Below are 19,071 nucleotides of genomic sequence, written 5' to 3'. Positions count from 1 at the left end.
ACGGAGGGGATATTTTATGAGTACGGAAGTTCGTGTGCGCTACGCGCCGAGTCCAACGGGACACCTGCATATCGGGAATGCCCGTACAGCACTTTTTAATTATTTGTATGCCAAACATAATAACGGTAAATTCATTATTCGTATTGAAGATACGGACGTGAAACGCAATATTGCCGGTGGTGAAGAAAGCCAGCTGAAATACTTGAAATGGCTCGGAATCGAGTGGGATGAAAGTATTGATGTCGGCGGAGAATACGGGCCATACCGTCAGACGGAACGTTTGGACATCTATCGCAAATATACGCAGGAGCTGCTGGACAAAGGTCTGGCCTACCGCTGCTATTGCACGGAAGAAGAGCTGGAGCAAGAACGTGAGGAACAGACGGCACGTGGGGAAACTCCGCGTTATTCGGGCAAGCACCGTGATCTGACACCGGAGCAGCAGAGTGCTTTTGAAGCAGAAGGTCGTGTGGCGAGTATTCGTTTCCGTGTACCAGAAGAACGCATATATACGTTTGATGACATGGTAAAAGGGACGATCTCATTCAACAGCAAGGAATCCGGCGACTTCGTTATTGTAAAAAAAGACGGCATTCCCACGTACAACTATGCAGTTGCTGTGGATGACCACCTGATGAAGATCTCCCACGTTCTGCGTGGAGAGGATCACATCTCCAATACACCACGCCAGCTGATGATCTATGAAGCACTTGGCTGGGAGCCGCCGCAATTCGGTCATATGACGTTGATTGTGAATGAAAACCACAAAAAGCTGAGTAAACGGGATGAGTCTGTTATTCAGTTTATTGAACAATATGATCAGCTCGGCTATCTGCCAGAAGCGATGTTTAACTTCATCTCCCTGCTCGGCTGGTCCCCTGAAGGAGAGGAAGAGATCTTCTCGCAGGAGCAGTTAATCTCCATTTTTGATACGAAGCGTCTGTCCAAGAGCCCGGCAGTATTTGACACCCACAAGCTGGCTCACTTGAACAACCACTATATCAAACATGCAGACCCGGATCGCATTGCTGAAATGGCGATTCCACATCTGCAAAAGGCAGGTCGTATTTCCTCTGAGCTGACACCTGAACAGAAAGAATGGGCATATACGCTGGTTCATCTCTATCAGGAGCAAATGAATTCTGCCTCGGATATTGTGGAATTGTCGGAAGTGTTCTTCCGTTCCCATCTGGAGCTGGAAAGTGAAGGGGCTGCTGTACTGGCTGAGGAGCAGGTACCAACCGTGCTGAAGGCATTTGCTGATAAAGTACAGGCGAGCGACGAATTTACACCAAGCAAAATGGCTGCGCTGATCAAAGAAGTTCAGAAAGAGACCGGATTTAAGGGTAAACAGCTGTTTATGCCGATCCGTGTAGCTCTGACAGGACAGACTCATGGTCGCGATTTGAACCAAACGATCGTACTGCTAGGCCGCGACACGGTTATTGATCGATTGCGTGCTCAGGTAAAAGGCGCGTAGTAGCATATACACTTGTTTCAGTCTGCTCTGAACTTGAGCAAAGAACCTTGTTCGAACCGATCTGAAGGAAGATTGTTGTCAGTCCATGACCTTTTCGCTATAATAGCAACACAAAGGTTAAATGGTATGATTTTATCATTCATCATAGAAACAGCAAAGACCGGGAGAAGTAGGTTGAACCGGACAGATTCAGAGAGGATGGTCCCGCAGTAAAGGAGAAAGATTTTTGCTGCGGTGGCTGTGAGCCATCCACTGTCCTCCAGTCGAAATGCACCCGTGAGCTGCACAGCCGAATCCGGCCCCGCCTCTTGCCCTGTAGCAAAGAGGAAAACGCCAGGATAGGTTGTGACGGTTGGTTCCCGTTACGGAACTATTGAGGGTTCATTCTTGTGCAAGGATACGAGGCAGCTATTGTTAGCTGACCAGTCCTTGCATGTTAAAGCATGGACCAAGCAGAGTGGGACCGCGATAAACGCCTCTGCAGCTTAAACAGCTGCAGAGGCGTTTTCTATTTAATCGAGTCGCAAGTACACTACCATGAGGGCCGCGCCGTCCGGTAATCCGGAGGACGAAGACCTGAACAAGAGGGGAACGAGCATGTTCAAGAAGATCAGATCAGATATCCAGGCGGTGTTTGAAAACGATCCGGCGGCCCGGGGATGGTTTGAGGTTGTATTTACTTACTCGGGGCTGCATGCGATATGGGCGCACCGGGCGGCACACGTTTTATACAAGCGGAGATGGTTTTCATTGGCCCGGTTCATTTCGCAGGTCAGCCGTTTTATGACAGGTATCGAAATCCACCCCGGGGCTACGATCGGCAATCGGTTGTTTATTGACCATGGTATGGGCGTTGTGATTGGGGAAACATGTGAGATTGGCGATGATGTTGTCATCTATCAGGGGGTTACACTTGGCGGAACGGGTAAAGAAAAAGGGAAGAGACATCCGACAATTGGCAATAATGTGGTTATCTCATCCGGAGCGAAAGTACTGGGCTCCTTCAGTGTGGGGGACCAATGCAATATTGGTGCGAACTCGGTTGTGCTGAAGGAGGTCCCTTCAAACAGCACTGTTGTAGGTATACCGGGTAGAATCGTGAAACAGGATGGTCGCCGGGTGGACCGTCTGAACCAGCAGCTTCCCGATCCGGTAATCGATTCCCTGCGCAGCATGCAGCAAGAGATCGAACGTTTGCGTGAAGAAGTGCGTACTTTGCAGAGTAATCGTGAAAGTGAGTTTTCCCGTGATACAATAGAAAAATGATGGAAACGGATGAAAGGAAAGTGACTATGACGCTTCAAATTTATAATACGATGAGTCGTACCAAAGAAAATTTTGTCCCCCAAGAGCCGGGGAAAGTAAAAATGTATGTGTGCGGACCAACGGTATATGATTACATTCATATCGGGAATGCACGTCCGGTCATCTTTTTCGACACGGTTCGAGGATATCTGGAACAGACAGGGCATGAGGTGAACTATGTTGTGAACTTTACCGATGTTGATGACAAGCTCATTCGCAAAGCCGAACAACTTGGCACAGATGTTCCTCATGTCGCTGAGAAGTTTATTGCGGCATACTACGAGGACCTCGAAGGGCTGGGTATATCAAAAGCGAGCAGTAATCCAAGAGTGACGGAGAACATGCCGCTCATCATTGATTTTATCCGGGAACTGGTTGAAAAGGACTTCGCCTATGAAAATGGCGGTGACGTATATTATCGCACTGGGAAATTCTCGGAGTATGGCAAACTGTCGAAACAAAACCTTCAGGAATTACAATTTGGAATCCGCATTGGTGTAGATGAGCGCAAAGAGCACCCTGAAGACTTCGTGCTGTGGAAGGCTGCAAAACCGGGTGAAATCTACTGGTCCAGTCCATGGGGCGATGGTCGTCCAGGCTGGCATATCGAGTGCTCTGCCATGGCAAGGGAGTACTTGGGCGACACACTGGATATTCACGGAGGCGGACAGGATTTGCAGTTCCCGCATCATGAGTGCGAATGCGCTCAATCCGAGGTCTTGACTGGAAAACCACTGGCAAACTACTGGATGCATAATGGGTTTATCCGCATCGATAACGAAAAAATGTCGAAATCACTCGGTAACGGAGTCCTTGTCAAAGACCTTCGCAATCAATATAAACGTGAAGCCATTCGTTATTTCATGTTGTCTACCCACTATCGCAATCCATTGAACTTTACGGAAGATACGATGGAACAGGCGCAGAACAGTGTAGACCGGATCGCCAATGCCGTAGGCAATCTTAATCATCGCTTGCAGGCTGTAAGCGTGGACCAGCCTGTTTCAGCAGAATATGCAGCGAGACTGGAACGGATTCGTCAGCAGTATCATGAGAAAATGCAGGATGATTTCAATACGCCTGATGCGATTACGGCACTGTTTGAATGGGCTGGGGAAGCGAACCAACTGTTGCAACAAGATGTGGTAAACGCTGCGGACATTCGTGCGCTCCTGGAATTGTTCAGTGAGCTGAATGCGGTGCTTCGGATCTATACGGACGCCGAACCGGAGCTTTTGGATGAAGACATTGAGCGTCTGATTGAAGAGCGCACACAAGCGCGTAAGTCCAAAAACTGGGCACGGGCTGATGAAATTCGGGATGAACTGTCTGCGCAGGGCATCTTGCTTGAGGATACGGCTCAGGGGATGAGATGGCGGCGCAAATGACCGAGGAGCAGTCGAATAAGTTGTCTGAATCTGTCGAATTTACGGAGCAACAGCAGGTAGAAGAACAGTCCAAACATGTTACACAAGGGGGATGGTTTCCATATCCCCCATCCCGTCCCGCGCGATTGATTCCTCCCATTGCACTCGCCTATATTGGTGATGCGGTATATGAGGTCGCTGTACGGCAATATCTGTTGTCCAAAGCCAATATGCGTCCCAATCATCTGCACCGCAGTGCAACCGGTCTGGTGTCAGCCAAGGCCCAGAGCCGCATTCTTACAGGTATTGAAGCTGATCTGACGGATGAAGAACGTGACATCGTTAGACAAGGTCGCAACGCCAAGTCAGGCAGTATTCCCAAAAATGCGGATGTTCTGGAATACAGACATGCAACTGCTCTGGAGTGTCTGATCGGTTACCTGTATAGTAGTGGTTTGCATGGTCGTATGATTGAACTGATTGCCAAGGGCATTGAGCATGCCGAACACGAACAGAGTTCAAACAAGCCAAATAAATAATAGAAATTCAACAAAAGCCGCTTCTGTGGGTCGGCCTCTTGAGGTGCCGATTCCAGCAGAGCGTTAAAGAGAGGATCGAACAACGATGGAAGAAGAATGGATTGCCGGTAAGCACTCCGTCACGGAGGCGCTGCGTTCAGGCCGGACCATTAATAAAATATGGATCGCAGATACTGCACAAAAACATTTGACGCAACCTATTATTGCGGAAGCCAAAAAACTAGGGATTGTCATCCAGCACGTTGACAAGCGTAAACTGGATCAAACGGTTCCTGGCATTCAGCACCAGGGTGTGGTGGCGCAAGCGGCACCATACGCTTATGTGGAGGTTGAAGATATTCTTGCTGCAGCGGCAGCGAAGAATGAGCACCCATTTTTGATTTTGCTGGATGAGATTGAAGATCCGCATAACCTTGGATCAATTCTGCGGACAGCCGACTGCACGGGTGCACATGGAGTCATTGTACCCAAGCGACGCTCGGCTGCTGTTACAGTGACTGTTTCCAAAACCTCAGCAGGTGCTGTTGAATATGTGCCAGTGGCTCGTGTAAGCAATCTGGGACAAACGATTGACCGTCTCAAGGAAGAAGGCGTATGGGTGGTAGGTACGGATGTTGCTGCTCAGGAGAGCGTGTTTGGGAACGGAGTCTTTACAGGCCCGGTAGCCCTCGTAATCGGAAATGAAAACAAGGGAATGGGACGACTCATTCGCGAGAAATGCGATGTATTGATCAAATTACCGATGCAAGGACAGATTAATTCCCTGAATGCTTCTGTGGCTGCGGGTGTTGTCATGTATGAAGTGCTCCGTTCGCGCCAAGCGCAGGACTAGAAAATATGGCTGATTCCCGTGATGTGCTTCTTGTAGACGGGTACAACATGATTGGTGACTGGCCGGAGTTATCCAGACTGGCGGAGAGTGGATTGGAGGAGGCACGCAACAGGCTTCTCTCCCGTCTAGCTGATTACCAGGCATTCTCCGGTCTGAGAGTCATTGTTGTTTTTGACGCCTACCTCGTGCCTGGACTCGGTAAATCCTTTACACAGAGCAAAGTGCAGATTTTTTTTACAAAGGAAAAAGAGACGGCAGATGAATGCATTGAGAGACTCGTTCGGGAACTAAGCACGCGAAGACGCCAAATCTATGTGGCTACAAGTGATATGGTAGAGCAGCATGTCATTTTTGGTCAGGGGGCTCTGCGTATATCCGCAAGGGAGCTGTTGATCGAAGTGGAGCAGAACGAAAAAGAGTTACAGAAACGTCTGGAAGAAGACCAGGCTAAAGCAACGCGAAATACACTCGGCGGGAAATTAAGTCCGGAGGTTTTGAAACAGTTTGAGCGATGGCGGCGGGAATAACAGCACGGTTTTACAGAATTTAGAATTTTGAAACTCTTGACAATTATGTTATTGATGTTCTTTTTTAGGCAGGGCGTGGTTGACGGTTTGAGGTAGCATCATATATACTGATCCTATATTTCATAGAGTAGAGTAACGGGGTACCTTGCGTTGCAGCCGGAGGGATTGTCTGTGAGTGTCGACCTCAAAGATATCATGTTATCCAAGTATGATTACCAAAGTGACGAAGACATTGTCGAAGCGGTCCGTGAAGGCGAGAGCGAAGCGCTGGAGTTTTTGATTAACAAATATCGCAACTTTGTACGCGCCAAGGCAAGATCTTATTTTCTGATTGGGGCTGACCGGGAAGATATTATTCAGGAAGGAATGATTGGACTCTATAAATCCATTAGGGATTTCAAAGGGGACAAGCTCGCTTCTTTCAAAGCCTTTGCCGAGTTGTGTATTACACGACAGATTATTACGGCAATCAAGACGGCAACACGTCAGAAGCATATTCCGCTTAATTCTTATGTATCACTGGACAAACCTATTTATGACGAAGAGTCTGATCGTACGCTACTCGATGTGATTTGTGGAACCCAGGTCAGTGATCCAGAAGAGCTTATCATCAATCAGGAAGAGTTTGTGGGCCTGGAAGATAAGATGTCTGAGATTTTGAGTGATCTGGAACGTAAAGTATTGATGTTGTATCTGGACGGTAGATCTTATCAAGAGATTGCAGTCGATTTGGACAGACATGTGAAGTCCATTGACAATGCGCTTCAGCGCGTCAAGCGTAAACTTGAAAAGTATCTGGAAGTACGAGATAATTAAACACATGTTGTCGTTGACGGAAAAGGCTCGGGGTTTGAGTCTTTTTTTGCTGCCTCAAGTTTATAAACTAAAAGAATGATTATACTAGTAATCGCTTGGTCCATGCAGGAGAAGAGAAAAACAGAGATGAGAAACTGAATGTGTTTGATAGGAACTTTTACCCAAAGATGAAAGGCTATTCTTTCATTGACATGGTTATACCCTTATGATAAAGTGTTTTAGGTAGGCCTAAATTCGCGGCTTTTTTTTAGGATCAATTTAGAGACTCCGCTTCAATGTGGAAGTCTTCGGGAGGTGTACATCATGCGGGTAATTATTACTTTGGCTTGTACGAACTGCAAACAAAGAAATTACACTACGACAAAAAACAAGCGTAATCACCCCGACCGCATGGAGATGAAGAAATTTTGCAAGTTTTGTAACGAGCAGACTTCTCATCGCGAAACCAGATAGTTTTTTGGAGGTGTAGTCGGCGTGAAACGTAGTTTCAAATCTCTGATTTCCTTTTTCTCTGAAAGCTGGGCTGAACTTAAAAAAGTTCGCTGGCCTAATCGTAAAGAGCTGACCAACTACACATTGATCGTTCTTGGTACTGTTGTGGTTATGACGCTGTTTTTTTGGGTCGTTGATATCGGCATCTCCGCTGTGATCGAAGCGATTATTTAAGAAGGGTCCCAGGTGGCTTGATATGGAAAAAAGATGGTACGTCGTTCATACCTATTCAGGGTATGAGAATAAGGTCAAAGCCAATTTGGAAAAACGCGTAGAGTCCATGGGCATGGAAGACAAGATTTTCCGCGTTCTTGTTCCTATGGAAGAAGAAGTGGTAAACAAGGACGGTAAGAAAAAAACCGTTATGCGTAAAGTTTACCCCGGATATGTCTTGGTGGAAATGGTCCAGACGGATGACTCTTGGTATGTTGTACGCAACACACCAGGTGTTACGGGATTTGTCGGTTCGACAGGTTCCGGGTCCAAACCAACAGCCTTGCTGCCTGAAGAAGTGGAACAAATTCTGAAGCATATGGGTATGGTTGAGCCGAAGCCTAAAATTGAATTCGACATTAAGGAATCCGTACGTATTAAAGTTGGTCCTTTTGCGAATTTTGTGGGCTCCGTGGAAGAAATCTTGGTAGACAAAAGCAAGTTGAAAGTGCATGTGAACATGTTTGGACGGGAAACACCGCTTGAGTTGGAATATACGCAAGTGGAGAAGATATAGTCTCTTCAAGTTTCTTGTGGGAGGACCGAGAGGTCCGTTAACCACTATTTTGCAAGGAGGTGTCAATCATGGCAAAAAAGGTAATCAAAATGGTAAAACTGCAAATTCCAGCAGGTAAAGCGAATCCAGCGCCTCCGGTAGGTCCAGCTTTGGGTCAAGCAGGTGTCAACATCATGGCATTCTGTAAAGAGTTCAACGCTCGTACAGCCGATCAAGCGGGATTGATTATTCCTGTTGAAATCACAGTATTCGAAGACCGTTCCTTTACTTTCATCACTAAAACTCCACCAGCAGCAGTTCTGTTGAAAGTGGCAGCTAAAGTGGAAAAAGGATCCGGCGAACCGAACAAGAAAAAAGTCGCTACCGTTAAACGTGATGCGGTACGTCAAATCGCGGAACAAAAAATGCCTGACCTTAATGCAGCTGACGTTGAGTCCGCAATGCGTATGGTCGAAGGTACTGCCCGCAGCATGGGTATCACCATCGAAGACTAATTTTTCATCTGAAACATGGCTTCGTAAAGCCGGCCGATTCGCGGCCGGTTGATGTGGGAGGTATATCCGCTAACACCACAAAGGAGGAATATAACATGGCTAAACACGGTAAAAAATACCTGGAAGCTGCTAAGCTGATTGACAGCGAAGCAACTTACGAGCCTTCAGAAGCTGTAGAGCTTGTGAAAAAGGCAGCCACTGCAAAATTCGATGAAACAATCGAAGCGGCAGTACGCTTGGGCGTAGACCCACGTAAACAAGACCAGGCTGTACGTGGTGTTGTTGTCTTGCCTCACGGCACAGGTAAAACACAGCGCGTATTGGTATTTGCAAAAGGTGACAAAGCGAAAGAAGCGGAAGCGGCTGGCGCGGACTATGTTGGTGATGCAGACATGATCAACAAAATCCAACAAGGCTGGTTCGAATTCGACGTCTGCGTAGCGACACCAGATATGATGAGTGAAGTAGGTAAATTGGGCCGTCTGCTCGGCGGTAAAGGTCTGATGCCTAACCCTAAAGCTGGAACGGTAACTTTCGATGTCTCCAAGGCTGTTCAAGAAATTAAAGCCGGTAAAATCGAATATCGTCTGGATCGTGCAGGTCAAATTCATGCACCGATCGGTAAAGCTTCTTTCTCGGCAGAGCAACTGAATGAGAACCTTAAAGCTCTCATGGATGCTTTGACTCGTGCTAAACCGGCGGCAGCAAAAGGTGTTTATCTGAAGAATGTAAGTCTTTCTTCCACGATGGGCCCTGGCGCACGCGTGAATGCAGCATCTTTTAGATAATATCTCTTGACAGGCTTGTCTTGTTCTGATATTCTATAAAAGTTGTGAGTCCGAGTGACTGACCGTTGACATTTGAATATGCTTGCCGTAGACAGTAGGTGCCATTTGGCTTAATTTCCTGCCGAGGTGTGATTATAGAACTTAGAACGATGCAAATCGGTTATGAGTATATATCAAGCCTTCGTGATTCTACGGAGGCTTTTCTTAATGGGATAAATTTGATCAGGAGGTGTACAGTTTGGCAAACGCAAAAGTGATTCAAGCAAAACAAGAGTCCGTTGATGCAGTAACAGCAAAATTGCGCGAGAGCGCTACTAGTGTTGTTGTTGACTATCGCGGTTTGAACGTTGCCCAAGTAACTGAGCTGCGTAAGCAGCTTCGTGAAGCCGGAATCGAATTCCAAGTGCTGAAAAACACGTTGCTTCGCCGCGCAGCAGCTGCAGCAGAACTGACAGAACTTAATGAAGTACTGACAGGACCTAGTGCAATTGCATTCAGCGCAGACGACGTTGTGGCTCCAGCCAAAATTCTGAACGACTTCGCGAAAAAGAACGATGCACTGGAATTGAAAGGTGCAGTTGTAGAAGGTCGCGTAATCGGAGTACAAGAAGTCAAAGCATTGGCAGAACTGCCATCCCGCGAAGGTCTTCTTTCCATGCTCCTCAGCGTGCTTCAAGCGCCAGTGCGCAACTTCGCGCTTGCGGTTAAAGCTGTCGCTGAAAAAGAAGAACAAGGCGCGTAAGCAACTTGATCTGAAAGCTGCTTAGGCAGTGATGAATTACAAAAAAAATAATATTATATATGGAGGTTCAATCATGAGTAAAGAGCAAATCTTGGAAGCAATCAAAGGCATGACTGTACTGGAACTGAACGATCTCGTTAAAGCAATCGAAGAAGAATTCGGCGTAACTGCTGCAGCTCCAGTAGCTGTTGCAGGTGGCGGAGCTGCTGCAGCTGAAGCTGAGCAATCCGAGTTTGATGTAATCTTGACTAGCGCTGGTGCTTCCAAAATCAACGTTATCAAAGCAGTTCGTGAAATCACAGGTCTTGGCCTGAAAGAAGCAAAAGAAGTGGTTGACAACGCTCCAAAACCACTGAAAGAAAAAGTAAGCAAAGAAGAAGCAGAAGCGGTTAAAGCTAAGCTTGAAGAAGCAGGCGCTACAATCGAAGTTAAATAATTTAGCTTTTATAGGCTGAATGAACAAAACAACAAACCCCTTGACTTATATCAAGGGGTTTGTTGCTGTAATTGTAATGGAAAGTGAGTGAGGACATGTCCAATCACTATTATTCGGACAAACCGCAGGTGGCGCATGACAGACGGGCTACAGAAGCGGAGCTACGTGGGTGGAAATTACGATTTATTACGGATGCAGGGGTATTTTCCAAAAACGGAATCGATTATGGCAGCAGAGTGTTGATTGATGCTATGGATTTGCCTGCTGGAGCTCATGTTCTGGATGTGGGTTGCGGGTATGGACCGATTGGTCTTACAGCAGCCAAACTTGTACCGGATGGGCATGTCACCATGATCGATATCAATGAGAGAGCGATTGAGCTTTCCAGAGAAAACGCAAAAGCGAACGGCATAATGAATGTAACGGTTATGCAAAGTGATCTTCTGGCTGAAGTGAAAAAGGAAGACTATGACGTGGTTCTGACCAATCCGCCTATCCGTGCGGGGAAAGAAACGGTTCATACCATTTTTGAACAAGCGTATCGTCATTTGAAAATAGGTGGATCGTTATGGGTTGTCATTCAGAAAAAACAGGGAGCGCCTTCTGCGAAAGTGAAGTTGGAATCTTTGTTTGGACGAGTGGAGGAAGTAACGAAGGACAAAGGCTACCGGATTTTTAAAGCGGTTAAGACGGAAGAGGCAAGTATAAGCTAATTTCAGTTTTGTAAAGTAAGCAGTGGAACATTTTTTTTGCAATAGGACTATTGACTTGAAATTCAGGCCGTGGTATTATTGTAAAATGTCAGTATTAAGATGCCCTACTTGGCTTTAGCTAACTGAAAATGTCAACCTTTTTTTACGCCGAACGGGCTTATTATGCCTACGTTTGGCGTATAATATGTACATTTTGGGCAAACTGGGGATAAGTATCTTTTGGAAAGACATCCGCCGATCAAAGTTGCTCTTTTTTCGAACGACATTCGAGTAAGGGCTTTTCTTTATTTGTGGATGCATTGCTTTGCTCTGTATGTGTACCATTATAAGGTTACAAACAGAGGTTCGCAACGAAATTTTTAAAGTGAGTAGACATTGAGGGGTGAGTTTAAGTTGGCAGGACATCTTGTTCAATATGGTCGACGCACTCGGCGCAGTTATGCACGAATTAACGAGATACTCGAAGTTCCGAACCTGATTGAAATCCAACAAAAATCCTATGATTGGTTTTTGGAGGAAGGGTTGCGCGAAATGTTCCAGGATATCTCGCCGATCCAGGATTTTACAGGTAACTTGATTTTGGAATTTATCGATTACAGTCTCGGTGAACCGAAGTATACAGTAGACGACGCGAAAGAGCGTGACGTTACTTATGCAGCACCGCTTCGGGTCAAAGTCCGGCTCATTAATAAGGAAACCGGAGAAGTCAAAGAGCAGGAAGTATTCATGGGAGATTTCCCGCTGATGACCGATACTGGCACATTTATTATTAATGGTGCTGAACGGGTTATTGTCAGCCAGTTGGTTCGCTCTCCTAGCGTTTACTTCAGTACCAAAGTTGATAAAAACGCCAAAAAAACGTATACCGCTACAGTTATTCCTAACCGCGGCGCTTGGCTCGAACTGGAGATGGACGCGAAGGATGTTGTATACGTCCGGATCGACCGTACACGTAAAATACCGGTGACGGTTCTCCTGCGTGCACTTGGTTTTGGCACAGACGCTGAGATTCTGGATCTGCTCGGTAATGACGAATATATCCGCAATACGCTGGACAAAGACAATACGGATTCCACGGAGAAAGCTCTGATTGAGATTTATGAGCGTCTTCGTCCGGGTGAGCCGCCAACGCTTGATAATGCGAAAAGCTTGCTCGTAGCTCGTTTCTTTGATCCAAAACGTTATGACCTGGCTAATGTAGGTCGTTACAAAATCAACAAAAAGCTGCACATCAAAAACCGTTTGTTCAATCAACGTTTGGCTGAATCTCTCATTGATACCGACACAGGTGAGATTATCGCCGAAGCGGGTCAAATGGTAGACCGTCGTTTGCTCGACGAAATTATGCCGCATCTGGAGAAAAACGTTGGATTCCGTACGTATCACGTGGCTAACGGTGTTTTGGATGCTAATGATATTCCAATGCAAACGATTGATGTGTTTTCACCAATTGAGGATGGTAAGGTCGTTAAATTGATTGCCAATGCTAACATTGATAAATCAGTTAAAAACGTAACACCGGCTGATATCATTTCCTCTATCAGTTACTTCATTAACCTTCTGCACGGCATCGGAAGCACAGATGATATCGATCACCTGGGTAACCGTCGTCTCCGTTCGGTCGGTGAACTCTTGCAAAATCAGTTCCGGATCGGTTTGTCCCGTATGGAACGTGTGGTTCGTGAGAGAATGTCCATTCAGGATGCTAACGTAATCACGCCTCAGGCTCTGATTAACATACGTCCTGTTATCGCATCCATTAAAGAGTTCTTCGGTAGCTCTCAATTGTCACAGTTTATGGATCAAACGAACCCATTGGGTGAGTTGACGCATAAACGCCGTCTGTCCGCACTCGGACCGGGTGGTTTGACACGTGAGCGTGCAGGCATGGAAGTCCGTGACGTCCATCCATCCCACTATGGTCGTATGTGCCCGATCGAGACACCAGAGGGACCAAACATTGGTTTGATTAACTCCCTGTCTACATTTGCCCGGGTGAACGAATATGGTTTCATTGAAGCTCCATATCGCTGGGTAGATCCGAAAACGGGTGTCGTAACCGAGCAAATCGATTACCTGACAGCGGACGAAGAGGACAACTATGTCATCGCTCAAGCGAATGCGAAGCTGAATGAAGATAGTACTTTCGCCGAAGAAGCGATCATTGTACGTTACAACAAGCAATCGGATAACATCCTTACGATGCCGAGTGAGCGAGTGGACTACATGGACGTATCTCCGAAGCAAGTCGTATCCGTCGCTACAGCGCTCATTCCGTTCCTCGAGAACGATGACTCCAACCGTGCGCTCATGGGATCGAACATGCAACGGCAAGCCGTTCCACTCTTGATTCCTAAAGCTCCGCTGGTCGGAACAGGTATGGAACACAAAGCCGCGAAAGATTCCGGTGTATGTATTGTCTCCAAATATGACGGGATTATTGAACGTTCTTCTGCGAATGAAATTTGGTTGCGTCGTATTGAAGAAGTTGATGGTCAAGAAGTCAAAGGCGATATCGTTAAATATAAATTACACAAATTTATGCGTTCGAACCAAGGAACATGCATTAACCAGCGTCCGATTGTCAAAAGAGGTGCTGTTGTCAAAGCTGGCGACATCCTCGCAGACGGTCCTTCAACGGAAATGGGTGAATTGGCACTGGGACGTAACGTCGTCGTTGCCTTCATGACTTGGGAAGGTTACAACTACGAGGATGCGATCCTGCTCAGTGAAAAACTCGTTAAGGAAGATGTATACACATCCATCCACATCGAGGAATATGAGTCAGAAGCACGTGATACCAAGCTCGGACCTGAAGAGATCACACGTGATATCCCGAACGTTGGGGAAGAAGCGCTGCGTAATCTGGATGAGCGCGGTATTATCCGCATCGGTGCTGAAATCAGTGCCGGCGACATTCTGGTTGGTAAAGTAACACCGAAAGGTGTAACAGAACTGACTGCAGAAGAGCGTCTCCTGCATGCGATCTTCGGTGAGAAAGCGCGTGAAGTACGTGATACTTCCTTACGTGTTCCTCACGGTACTGACGGTATCGTAGTCGACGTAAAAGTATTTACCCGTGAAAACGGTGATGAACTGCCACCAGGTGTGAACCAACTCGTTCGTGTGTATATTGCTCAAAAACGGAAGATTTCCGAGGGTGATAAAATGGCCGGACGTCACGGTAACAAAGGGGTCGTGGCTCGTATCCTGCCAGAAGAGGATATGCCATTCCTGCCGGATGGAACACCGGTTCAGATCGTTCTTAACCCGCTGGGCGTACCTTCCCGGATGAACATCGGTCAAGTACTTGAAGTTCACTTGGGTATGGCAGCGATGCAGCTCGGTATTCACGTAGCAACGCCTGTATTCGACGGAGCGAAGGAGTATGACGTCTTCGATACGATGGAAGAAGCAGGCATGCAACGTAATGGTAAGACCGTTCTGTACGATGGCCGTACCGGAGAAGAGTTTGAACGTGAAGTTACTGTCGGCGTCATGCACATGATCAAGCTGGCACACATGGTTGACGATAAAATCCATGCTCGTTCTACAGGTCCTTACTCACTCGTTACGCAACAGCCTCTGGGTGGTAAAGCCCAGTTTGGTGGTCAACGTTTCGGGGAGATGGAAGTATGGGCGCTTGAGGCTTATGGTGCCGCTTATACACTGCAAGAGATCTTGACGGTTAAGTCCGATGATGTTGTAGGTCGGGTGAAAACATATGAGTCCATCGTCAAAGGCGAGAATGTTCCGGAACCAGGTGTTCCTGAATCCTTCAAAGTATTGATCAAAGAGCTGCAAAGCTTGGGTATGGACGTTAAGATTTTGAGCGAAGATGAGCAAGAGATTGAAATGAAAGAAATGGACGATGAAGATGACGCTGCGAGCGATAAGCTCAGCCTCAACCTTGAGGGTACAGAGGTCGGAGCGGAGTAACCGCTTCGGGCGCATGATGACCGGCGTTTTTCATCAGGCTCGCGTCTTGCTCCGGCTTCGGCCGGAGGGGGCGTAACCTAGAATACAGGACTTGGTTAAGGAGGGTTGCTCCTTGTTGGACGTCAACAATTTCGAATACATGAAGATCGGGCTTGCTTCCCCAGAAAAAATTCGTTCTTGGTCCCGCGGAGAAGTGAAAAAACCGGAAACGATCAACTATCGTACGTTGAAACCGGAAAAAGAAGGGCTGTTCTGCGAAAAGATTTTTGGCCCTACAAAAGACTGGGAATGTCATTGCGGTAAATACAAACGCGTCCGTTATAAAGGCGTTGTCTGTGATCGTTGTGGCGTTGAAGTTACACGTGCGAAAGTACGTCGCGAACGGATGGGTCATATTGAGCTCGCTGCTCCGGTATCGCACATCTGGTACTTCAAAGGTATTCCGAGCCGCATGGGTCTCGCTTTGGATATGTCTCCAAGATCTCTCGAGGAGATTATTTATTTTGCATCATATGTAGTAACCGATCCAGGAGAAACCCCACTGGAGAGAAAACAGCTGTTGTCCGAGAAAGAATACCGCAGCTATCGTGAAAAATACGGATATGGTTTCCAGGCTGGCATGGGTGCCGAAGCAGTTAAGAAATTGCTTCAAGACCTTGATATAGACAAAGAGCTCGAGTTCCTGAAAGAAGAGCTCCGGACTGCACAAGGACAACGTCGTAACCGTGCAATCAAACGTCTGGAAGTTATCGAAGCATTCCGCAACTCGGGTAACAAACCTGAGTGGATGATCATGGATGTACTTCCTGTTATCCCGCCGGAACTTCGTCCAATGGTACAGCTGGATGGTGGACGTTTTGCAACGTCTGACCTGAATGATCTGTATCGCCGTGTAATCAACCGGAACAACCGTCTGAAACGTCTGCTTGACCTTGGCGCACCAGACATTATCGTGCAAAATGAGAAACGGATGCTGCAGGAAGCGGTTGACGCATTGATCGACAACGGTCGTCGTGGACGCCCTGTAACAGGTCCGGGTAACCGTCCATTGAAATCTCTCAGCCACATGCTGAAAGGTAAACAAGGACGTTTCCGTCAGAACTTGCTCGGTAAACGGGTTGACTATTCCGGTCGTTCCGTTATCGTGGTTGGACCTTACCTGAAAATGTATCAATGTGGTCTGCCAAAAGATATGGCACTTGAACTGTTCAAGCCTTTCGTCATGAAAGAGCTTGTAAATAAAGGGCTTGCTCACAACATCAAGAGCGCTAAACGTAAAGTTGAGCGTGTAAGTCCTGAAGTATGGGATGTTCTTGAAGAAGTAATCAAGGAGCATCCGGTTCTTCTGAACCGTGCCCCTACGCTTCACCGTCTCGGTATTCAAGCATTTGAACCGATTCTTGTTGAAGGTAAAGCGATTCGTCTTCACCCACTCGTATGTACGGCTTACAATGCCGACTTTGACGGTGACCAAATGGCCGTGCACGTTCCATTGTCCGCTGAAGCTCAAGCGGAAGCGCGTATCCTGATGCTTGCATCAGGCAACATTTTGAACCCGAAAGACGGTAAACCGGTTGTTACCCCTTCCCAGGATATGGTGCTTGGTTCTTACTACCTGACCATGGACAACAAGGAAGAAAAGGGAACAGGTATGATTTTGCGTACAGTTAACGAAGCGGTATCTGCGTATCAACGTGGAACTGCAGGATTGCATGCACGTGTAGCCATCCCGGTTAGAGCACTTGGTAAAACCATCTTCACTGAAGAGCAACAAGATGCAATGTTGCTGACTACTATCGGCAAAATCATCTTTAATGAAATCTTCCCGGCAAGCTTCCCTTACATCAATGATGCAACACGTGCAAACCTGTACCAAGGTACTGCAGAGCATTCATTTGTGTATGAAAAGGGTGCTGACCTTAGAGAAGCTATCATGAATGCTCCTTTGGCTGGCGGTGTGGGTAAAGAATACCTCGGTTCTATCATCGCACGTTGTTTTGAAATTTATCACACAACGGAAACAGCCGTTATTTTGGATAAAATCAAACAACTTGGATTCACATACTCCACTCGTGCCGGTATTACGGTTGCGGTATCGGATGTTATTGTACCGCCTGAGAAATTTGAAATTCTCAGACAGTCCGAGGAAAAAGCGCAAATCGTTACGAACCAGTACCGTCGTGGTCTGATTACAAACGAGGAGCGTTATGACCGCATCATTGACATCTGGTCGAAATCGAAAGATGATATCACCGAGATTCTGATGAAATCGATGGACCGTTACAATTCCATCATGATGATGGTTGACTCTAAAGCGCGTGGTAACAAATCGCAAATCACCCAATTGGGCGGTATGCGTGGTCTGATGGCCAACCCGTCCGGTCGGATCATTGAACTCCCAATCAAATCGAACTTCCGTGAAGGTCTGACGGTACTCGAATACTTCATCTCGACTCACGGTGCCCGTAAAGGTTTGGCCGATACGGCTCTGCGTACAGCGGATTCAGGTTACCTGACTCGTCGTCTCGTAGACGTGGCACAAGACGTAATCGTGCGTGAAGATGATTGTGGAACAGATAAAGGCTTCACGGTAAGTCGAATCCAGGATGGTAAAGAGGTTATTGAGGATCTCTACGACCGTATTGAAGGCAGATACTGCTTCGAGACTGTTCGTCATCCGGAAACAAAAGAAATTATTGCACACCGCAATGAACTGATTGACTCCGACAAAGCTGAGGCAATCATTAAAGCGGGTGTAACCAAATTGCAAATCCGCTCCGTACTCAGCTGCCGTGCAAGTCACGGTGTCTGCAAGAAGTGTTACGGTCGCAACCTGGCAACAGGTAAACACGTGGAGATTGGTGAAGCAGTTGGTATTATCGCAGCACAATCCATTGGTGAGCCGGGAACACAGCTTACAATGCGTACGTTCCACACCGGAGGTGTAGCTGGAGACGATATTACGCAAGGTTTGCCGCGTATCCAGGAGTTGTTTGAGGCTCGTAATCCTAAGGGTCAAGCAACGATCAGTGAGATTGATGGTGTTGTTAAAGAGATTCGCGAAGCGAAAGATCGTCGTGAAATCGAAATTCAAGGTGAGGCAGAATCCAAAGTTTACTCTGTTACCTACGGTTCCCGTGTACGCGTAAGCGAAGGCATGGAAATTGAGGCAGGCGACGAATTGACTGACGGTTCTATCGATCCGAAAGAAATGCTGCGCATTAAAGGCGTACGTGGCGTACAAAACTACATCTTGCAGGAAGTACAGCGCGTATACCGTAACCAAGGCGTAGAAATTAACGATAAACACGTTGAAGTTATGATCCGTCAAATGTTGCGTAAAATCCGTATCGTTGATGCGGGAGATACAACGCTATTGCCAGGATCATTCGTGGATACTCATGAGTACGAAAGAGCTAACAAAATAGCGATTCTGAGTGATAAAGAGCCAGCGGTTGCAAAACCAATCTTGCTCGGTATTACAAAAGCGTCTCTGGAAACAGACTCTTTCCTCTCAGCAGCTTCGTTCCAAGAGACTACACGTGTTTTGACAGATGCGGCGATCAAAGGTAAAGTCGATCAGTTGCTCGGTCTGAAAGAAAATGTAATTATCGGTAAGTTGATTCCTGCAGGTACAGGTATGCACCGTTACCGCAGCATCAAATTTGCCGAGCCAGAAGATGGCCAATCTTCAGTAGAAGAACTTGAGCCAGTTTCTGTTGATTAATTAATTCGCTCTCTCATAAGAGAGTAGAATAGATTTTTGTACGCCGGGGGACGGACGACTGTTTCATACAGGCGGACGTTTCCCGAAACGGCAAAATTGCAAATAAATGTTTTGTAATTAGCATTGACATTGCTTGCGCTAGAT

General features: G+C 46.9%; 17 protein-coding genes and 1 other annotated feature. All 17 genes read left to right on the top strand.

All coding sequences use genetic code 11. From position 1 onward, the window contains the following. Positions 1-16: 16 nt before the first annotated feature. Positions 17-1,480: a glutamate--tRNA ligase gene (gltX, locus tag JNUCC31_RS11100; protein ID WP_192271104.1), complete on the top strand. Its 1,464-nt coding sequence runs from the start codon at positions 17-19 to the stop codon at positions 1,478-1,480. 597 nt (positions 1,481-2,077) lie between these two features. Further along, positions 2,078-2,746 (top strand): serine O-acetyltransferase, encoded by a 669-nt coding sequence (gene cysE, locus JNUCC31_RS11095; RefSeq protein WP_192271103.1) that lies wholly within the window; start codon positions 2,078-2,080, stop codon positions 2,744-2,746. A 26-nt stretch (positions 2,747-2,772) separates the two neighbouring features. Beyond that, positions 2,773-4,173, top strand: coding sequence for a cysteine--tRNA ligase (cysS, locus tag JNUCC31_RS11090; RefSeq protein ID WP_192271101.1), 1,401 nt, complete (start codon positions 2,773-2,775; stop codon positions 4,171-4,173). Beyond that, positions 4,158-4,691, top strand: coding sequence for a Mini-ribonuclease 3 (locus tag JNUCC31_RS11085; protein ID WP_228469618.1), 534 nt, complete (start codon positions 4,158-4,160; stop codon positions 4,689-4,691). The genes cysS and JNUCC31_RS11085 overlap by 16 nt, the downstream gene beginning before the upstream one ends. Before the next feature lie 85 nt (positions 4,692-4,776). Then, a complete protein-coding gene (rlmB, locus tag JNUCC31_RS11080; RefSeq protein ID WP_062329492.1) occupies positions 4,777-5,523 on the top strand; it encodes a 23S rRNA (guanosine(2251)-2'-O)-methyltransferase RlmB in 747 nt (248 codons plus the stop codon). A 5-nt stretch (positions 5,524-5,528) separates the two neighbouring features. Further along, positions 5,529-6,050 carry an NYN domain-containing protein gene (locus JNUCC31_RS11075; protein ID WP_053779220.1) on the top strand — a complete coding sequence of 174 codons (522 nt, stop codon included), beginning with the start codon at positions 5,529-5,531 and terminating at the stop codon, positions 6,048-6,050. Between the two features lie 171 nt (positions 6,051-6,221). Next, on the top strand, positions 6,222-6,866 hold the full coding sequence (gene sigH, locus JNUCC31_RS11070; protein ID WP_024633601.1) for an RNA polymerase sporulation sigma factor SigH: 645 nt from the start codon (positions 6,222-6,224) through the stop codon (positions 6,864-6,866). 303 nt (positions 6,867-7,169) lie between these two features. Then, positions 7,170-7,319, top strand: coding sequence for a 50S ribosomal protein L33 (gene rpmG, locus JNUCC31_RS11065; RefSeq protein WP_072735843.1), 150 nt, complete (start codon positions 7,170-7,172; stop codon positions 7,317-7,319). 21 nt (positions 7,320-7,340) lie between these two features. Continuing rightward, on the top strand, positions 7,341-7,532 hold the full coding sequence (gene secE / locus JNUCC31_RS11060; protein ID WP_024633600.1) for a preprotein translocase subunit SecE: 192 nt from the start codon (positions 7,341-7,343) through the stop codon (positions 7,530-7,532). A gap of 22 nt (positions 7,533-7,554) precedes the next feature. Continuing rightward, positions 7,555-8,088, top strand: a complete 534-nt coding sequence (gene nusG / locus JNUCC31_RS11055; protein WP_024633599.1) for a transcription termination/antitermination protein NusG — start codon at positions 7,555-7,557, stop codon at positions 8,086-8,088. 68 nt (positions 8,089-8,156) lie between these two features. Beyond that, positions 8,157-8,582: a 50S ribosomal protein L11 gene (gene rplK, locus JNUCC31_RS11050; protein ID WP_024633598.1), complete on the top strand. Its 426-nt coding sequence runs from the start codon at positions 8,157-8,159 to the stop codon at positions 8,580-8,582. Positions 8,583-8,677: 95 nt separating this feature from the next. Next, positions 8,678-9,370, top strand: a complete 693-nt coding sequence (gene rplA, locus JNUCC31_RS11045; RefSeq protein WP_024633597.1) for a 50S ribosomal protein L1 — start codon at positions 8,678-8,680, stop codon at positions 9,368-9,370. A gap of 67 nt (positions 9,371-9,437) precedes the next feature. Beyond that, positions 9,438-9,585: a sequence feature (ribosomal protein L10 leader region), on the top strand. A gap of 23 nt (positions 9,586-9,608) precedes the next feature. Further along, positions 9,609-10,112 carry a 50S ribosomal protein L10 gene (gene rplJ / locus JNUCC31_RS11040; RefSeq protein ID WP_062329488.1) on the top strand — a complete coding sequence of 168 codons (504 nt, stop codon included), beginning with the start codon at positions 9,609-9,611 and terminating at the stop codon, positions 10,110-10,112. A 73-nt stretch (positions 10,113-10,185) separates the two neighbouring features. Further along, on the top strand, positions 10,186-10,548 hold the full coding sequence (gene rplL / locus JNUCC31_RS11035; protein ID WP_062329486.1) for a 50S ribosomal protein L7/L12: 363 nt from the start codon (positions 10,186-10,188) through the stop codon (positions 10,546-10,548). Positions 10,549-10,643: 95 nt separating this feature from the next. Next, positions 10,644-11,261, top strand: a complete 618-nt coding sequence (locus JNUCC31_RS11030; RefSeq protein ID WP_192271100.1) for a class I SAM-dependent methyltransferase — start codon at positions 10,644-10,646, stop codon at positions 11,259-11,261. A gap of 393 nt (positions 11,262-11,654) precedes the next feature. Next, entirely contained in the window at positions 11,655-15,200 is a 3,546-nt protein-coding gene (gene rpoB, locus JNUCC31_RS11025) for a DNA-directed RNA polymerase subunit beta (RefSeq protein ID WP_062329482.1), read from the top strand. Positions 15,201-15,312: 112 nt separating this feature from the next. Further along, positions 15,313-18,927 carry a DNA-directed RNA polymerase subunit beta' gene (gene rpoC, locus JNUCC31_RS11020; RefSeq protein ID WP_192271099.1) on the top strand — a complete coding sequence of 1,205 codons (3,615 nt, stop codon included), beginning with the start codon at positions 15,313-15,315 and terminating at the stop codon, positions 18,925-18,927. Positions 18,928-19,071 lie beyond the last annotated feature (144 nt).

The sequence above is a fragment of the Paenibacillus sp. JNUCC-31 genome, from assembly GCF_014844075.1.
Lineage (GTDB): Bacteria > Bacillota > Bacilli > Paenibacillales > Paenibacillaceae > Paenibacillus.
Note: the sequence above shows the minus strand (reverse complement) of the source record. Positions and strands in the feature narration are given on the sequence as shown.

Bases quoted from the DNA above. Each gene is read 5' to 3' on its own strand.
- JNUCC31_RS11030 (WP_192271100.1), top strand. From the start codon at position 10,644: ATGTCCAATCACTATTATTCGGACAAACCGCAGGTGGCGCATGACAGA.
- rlmB (WP_062329492.1), top strand. From the start codon at position 4,777: ATGGAAGAAGAATGGATTGCCGGTAAGCACTCCGTCACGGAGGCGCTG.
- cysS (WP_192271101.1), top strand. From the start codon at position 2,773: ATGACGCTTCAAATTTATAATACGATGAGTCGTACCAAAGAAAATTTT.
- rpmG (WP_072735843.1), top strand. From the start codon at position 7,170: ATGCGGGTAATTATTACTTTGGCTTGTACGAACTGCAAACAAAGAAAT.
- cysE (WP_192271103.1), top strand. From the start codon at position 2,078: ATGTTCAAGAAGATCAGATCAGATATCCAGGCGGTGTTTGAAAACGAT.
- gltX (WP_192271104.1), top strand. From the start codon at position 17: ATGAGTACGGAAGTTCGTGTGCGCTACGCGCCGAGTCCAACGGGACAC.
- JNUCC31_RS11075 (WP_053779220.1), top strand. From the start codon at position 5,529: ATGGCTGATTCCCGTGATGTGCTTCTTGTAGACGGGTACAACATGATT.
- nusG (WP_024633599.1), top strand. From the start codon at position 7,555: ATGGAAAAAAGATGGTACGTCGTTCATACCTATTCAGGGTATGAGAAT.
- JNUCC31_RS11085 (WP_228469618.1), top strand. From the start codon at position 4,158: ATGGCGGCGCAAATGACCGAGGAGCAGTCGAATAAGTTGTCTGAATCT.
- rplA (WP_024633597.1), top strand. From the start codon at position 8,678: ATGGCTAAACACGGTAAAAAATACCTGGAAGCTGCTAAGCTGATTGAC.
- rplK (WP_024633598.1), top strand. From the start codon at position 8,157: ATGGCAAAAAAGGTAATCAAAATGGTAAAACTGCAAATTCCAGCAGGT.
- rplL (WP_062329486.1), top strand. From the start codon at position 10,186: ATGAGTAAAGAGCAAATCTTGGAAGCAATCAAAGGCATGACTGTACTG.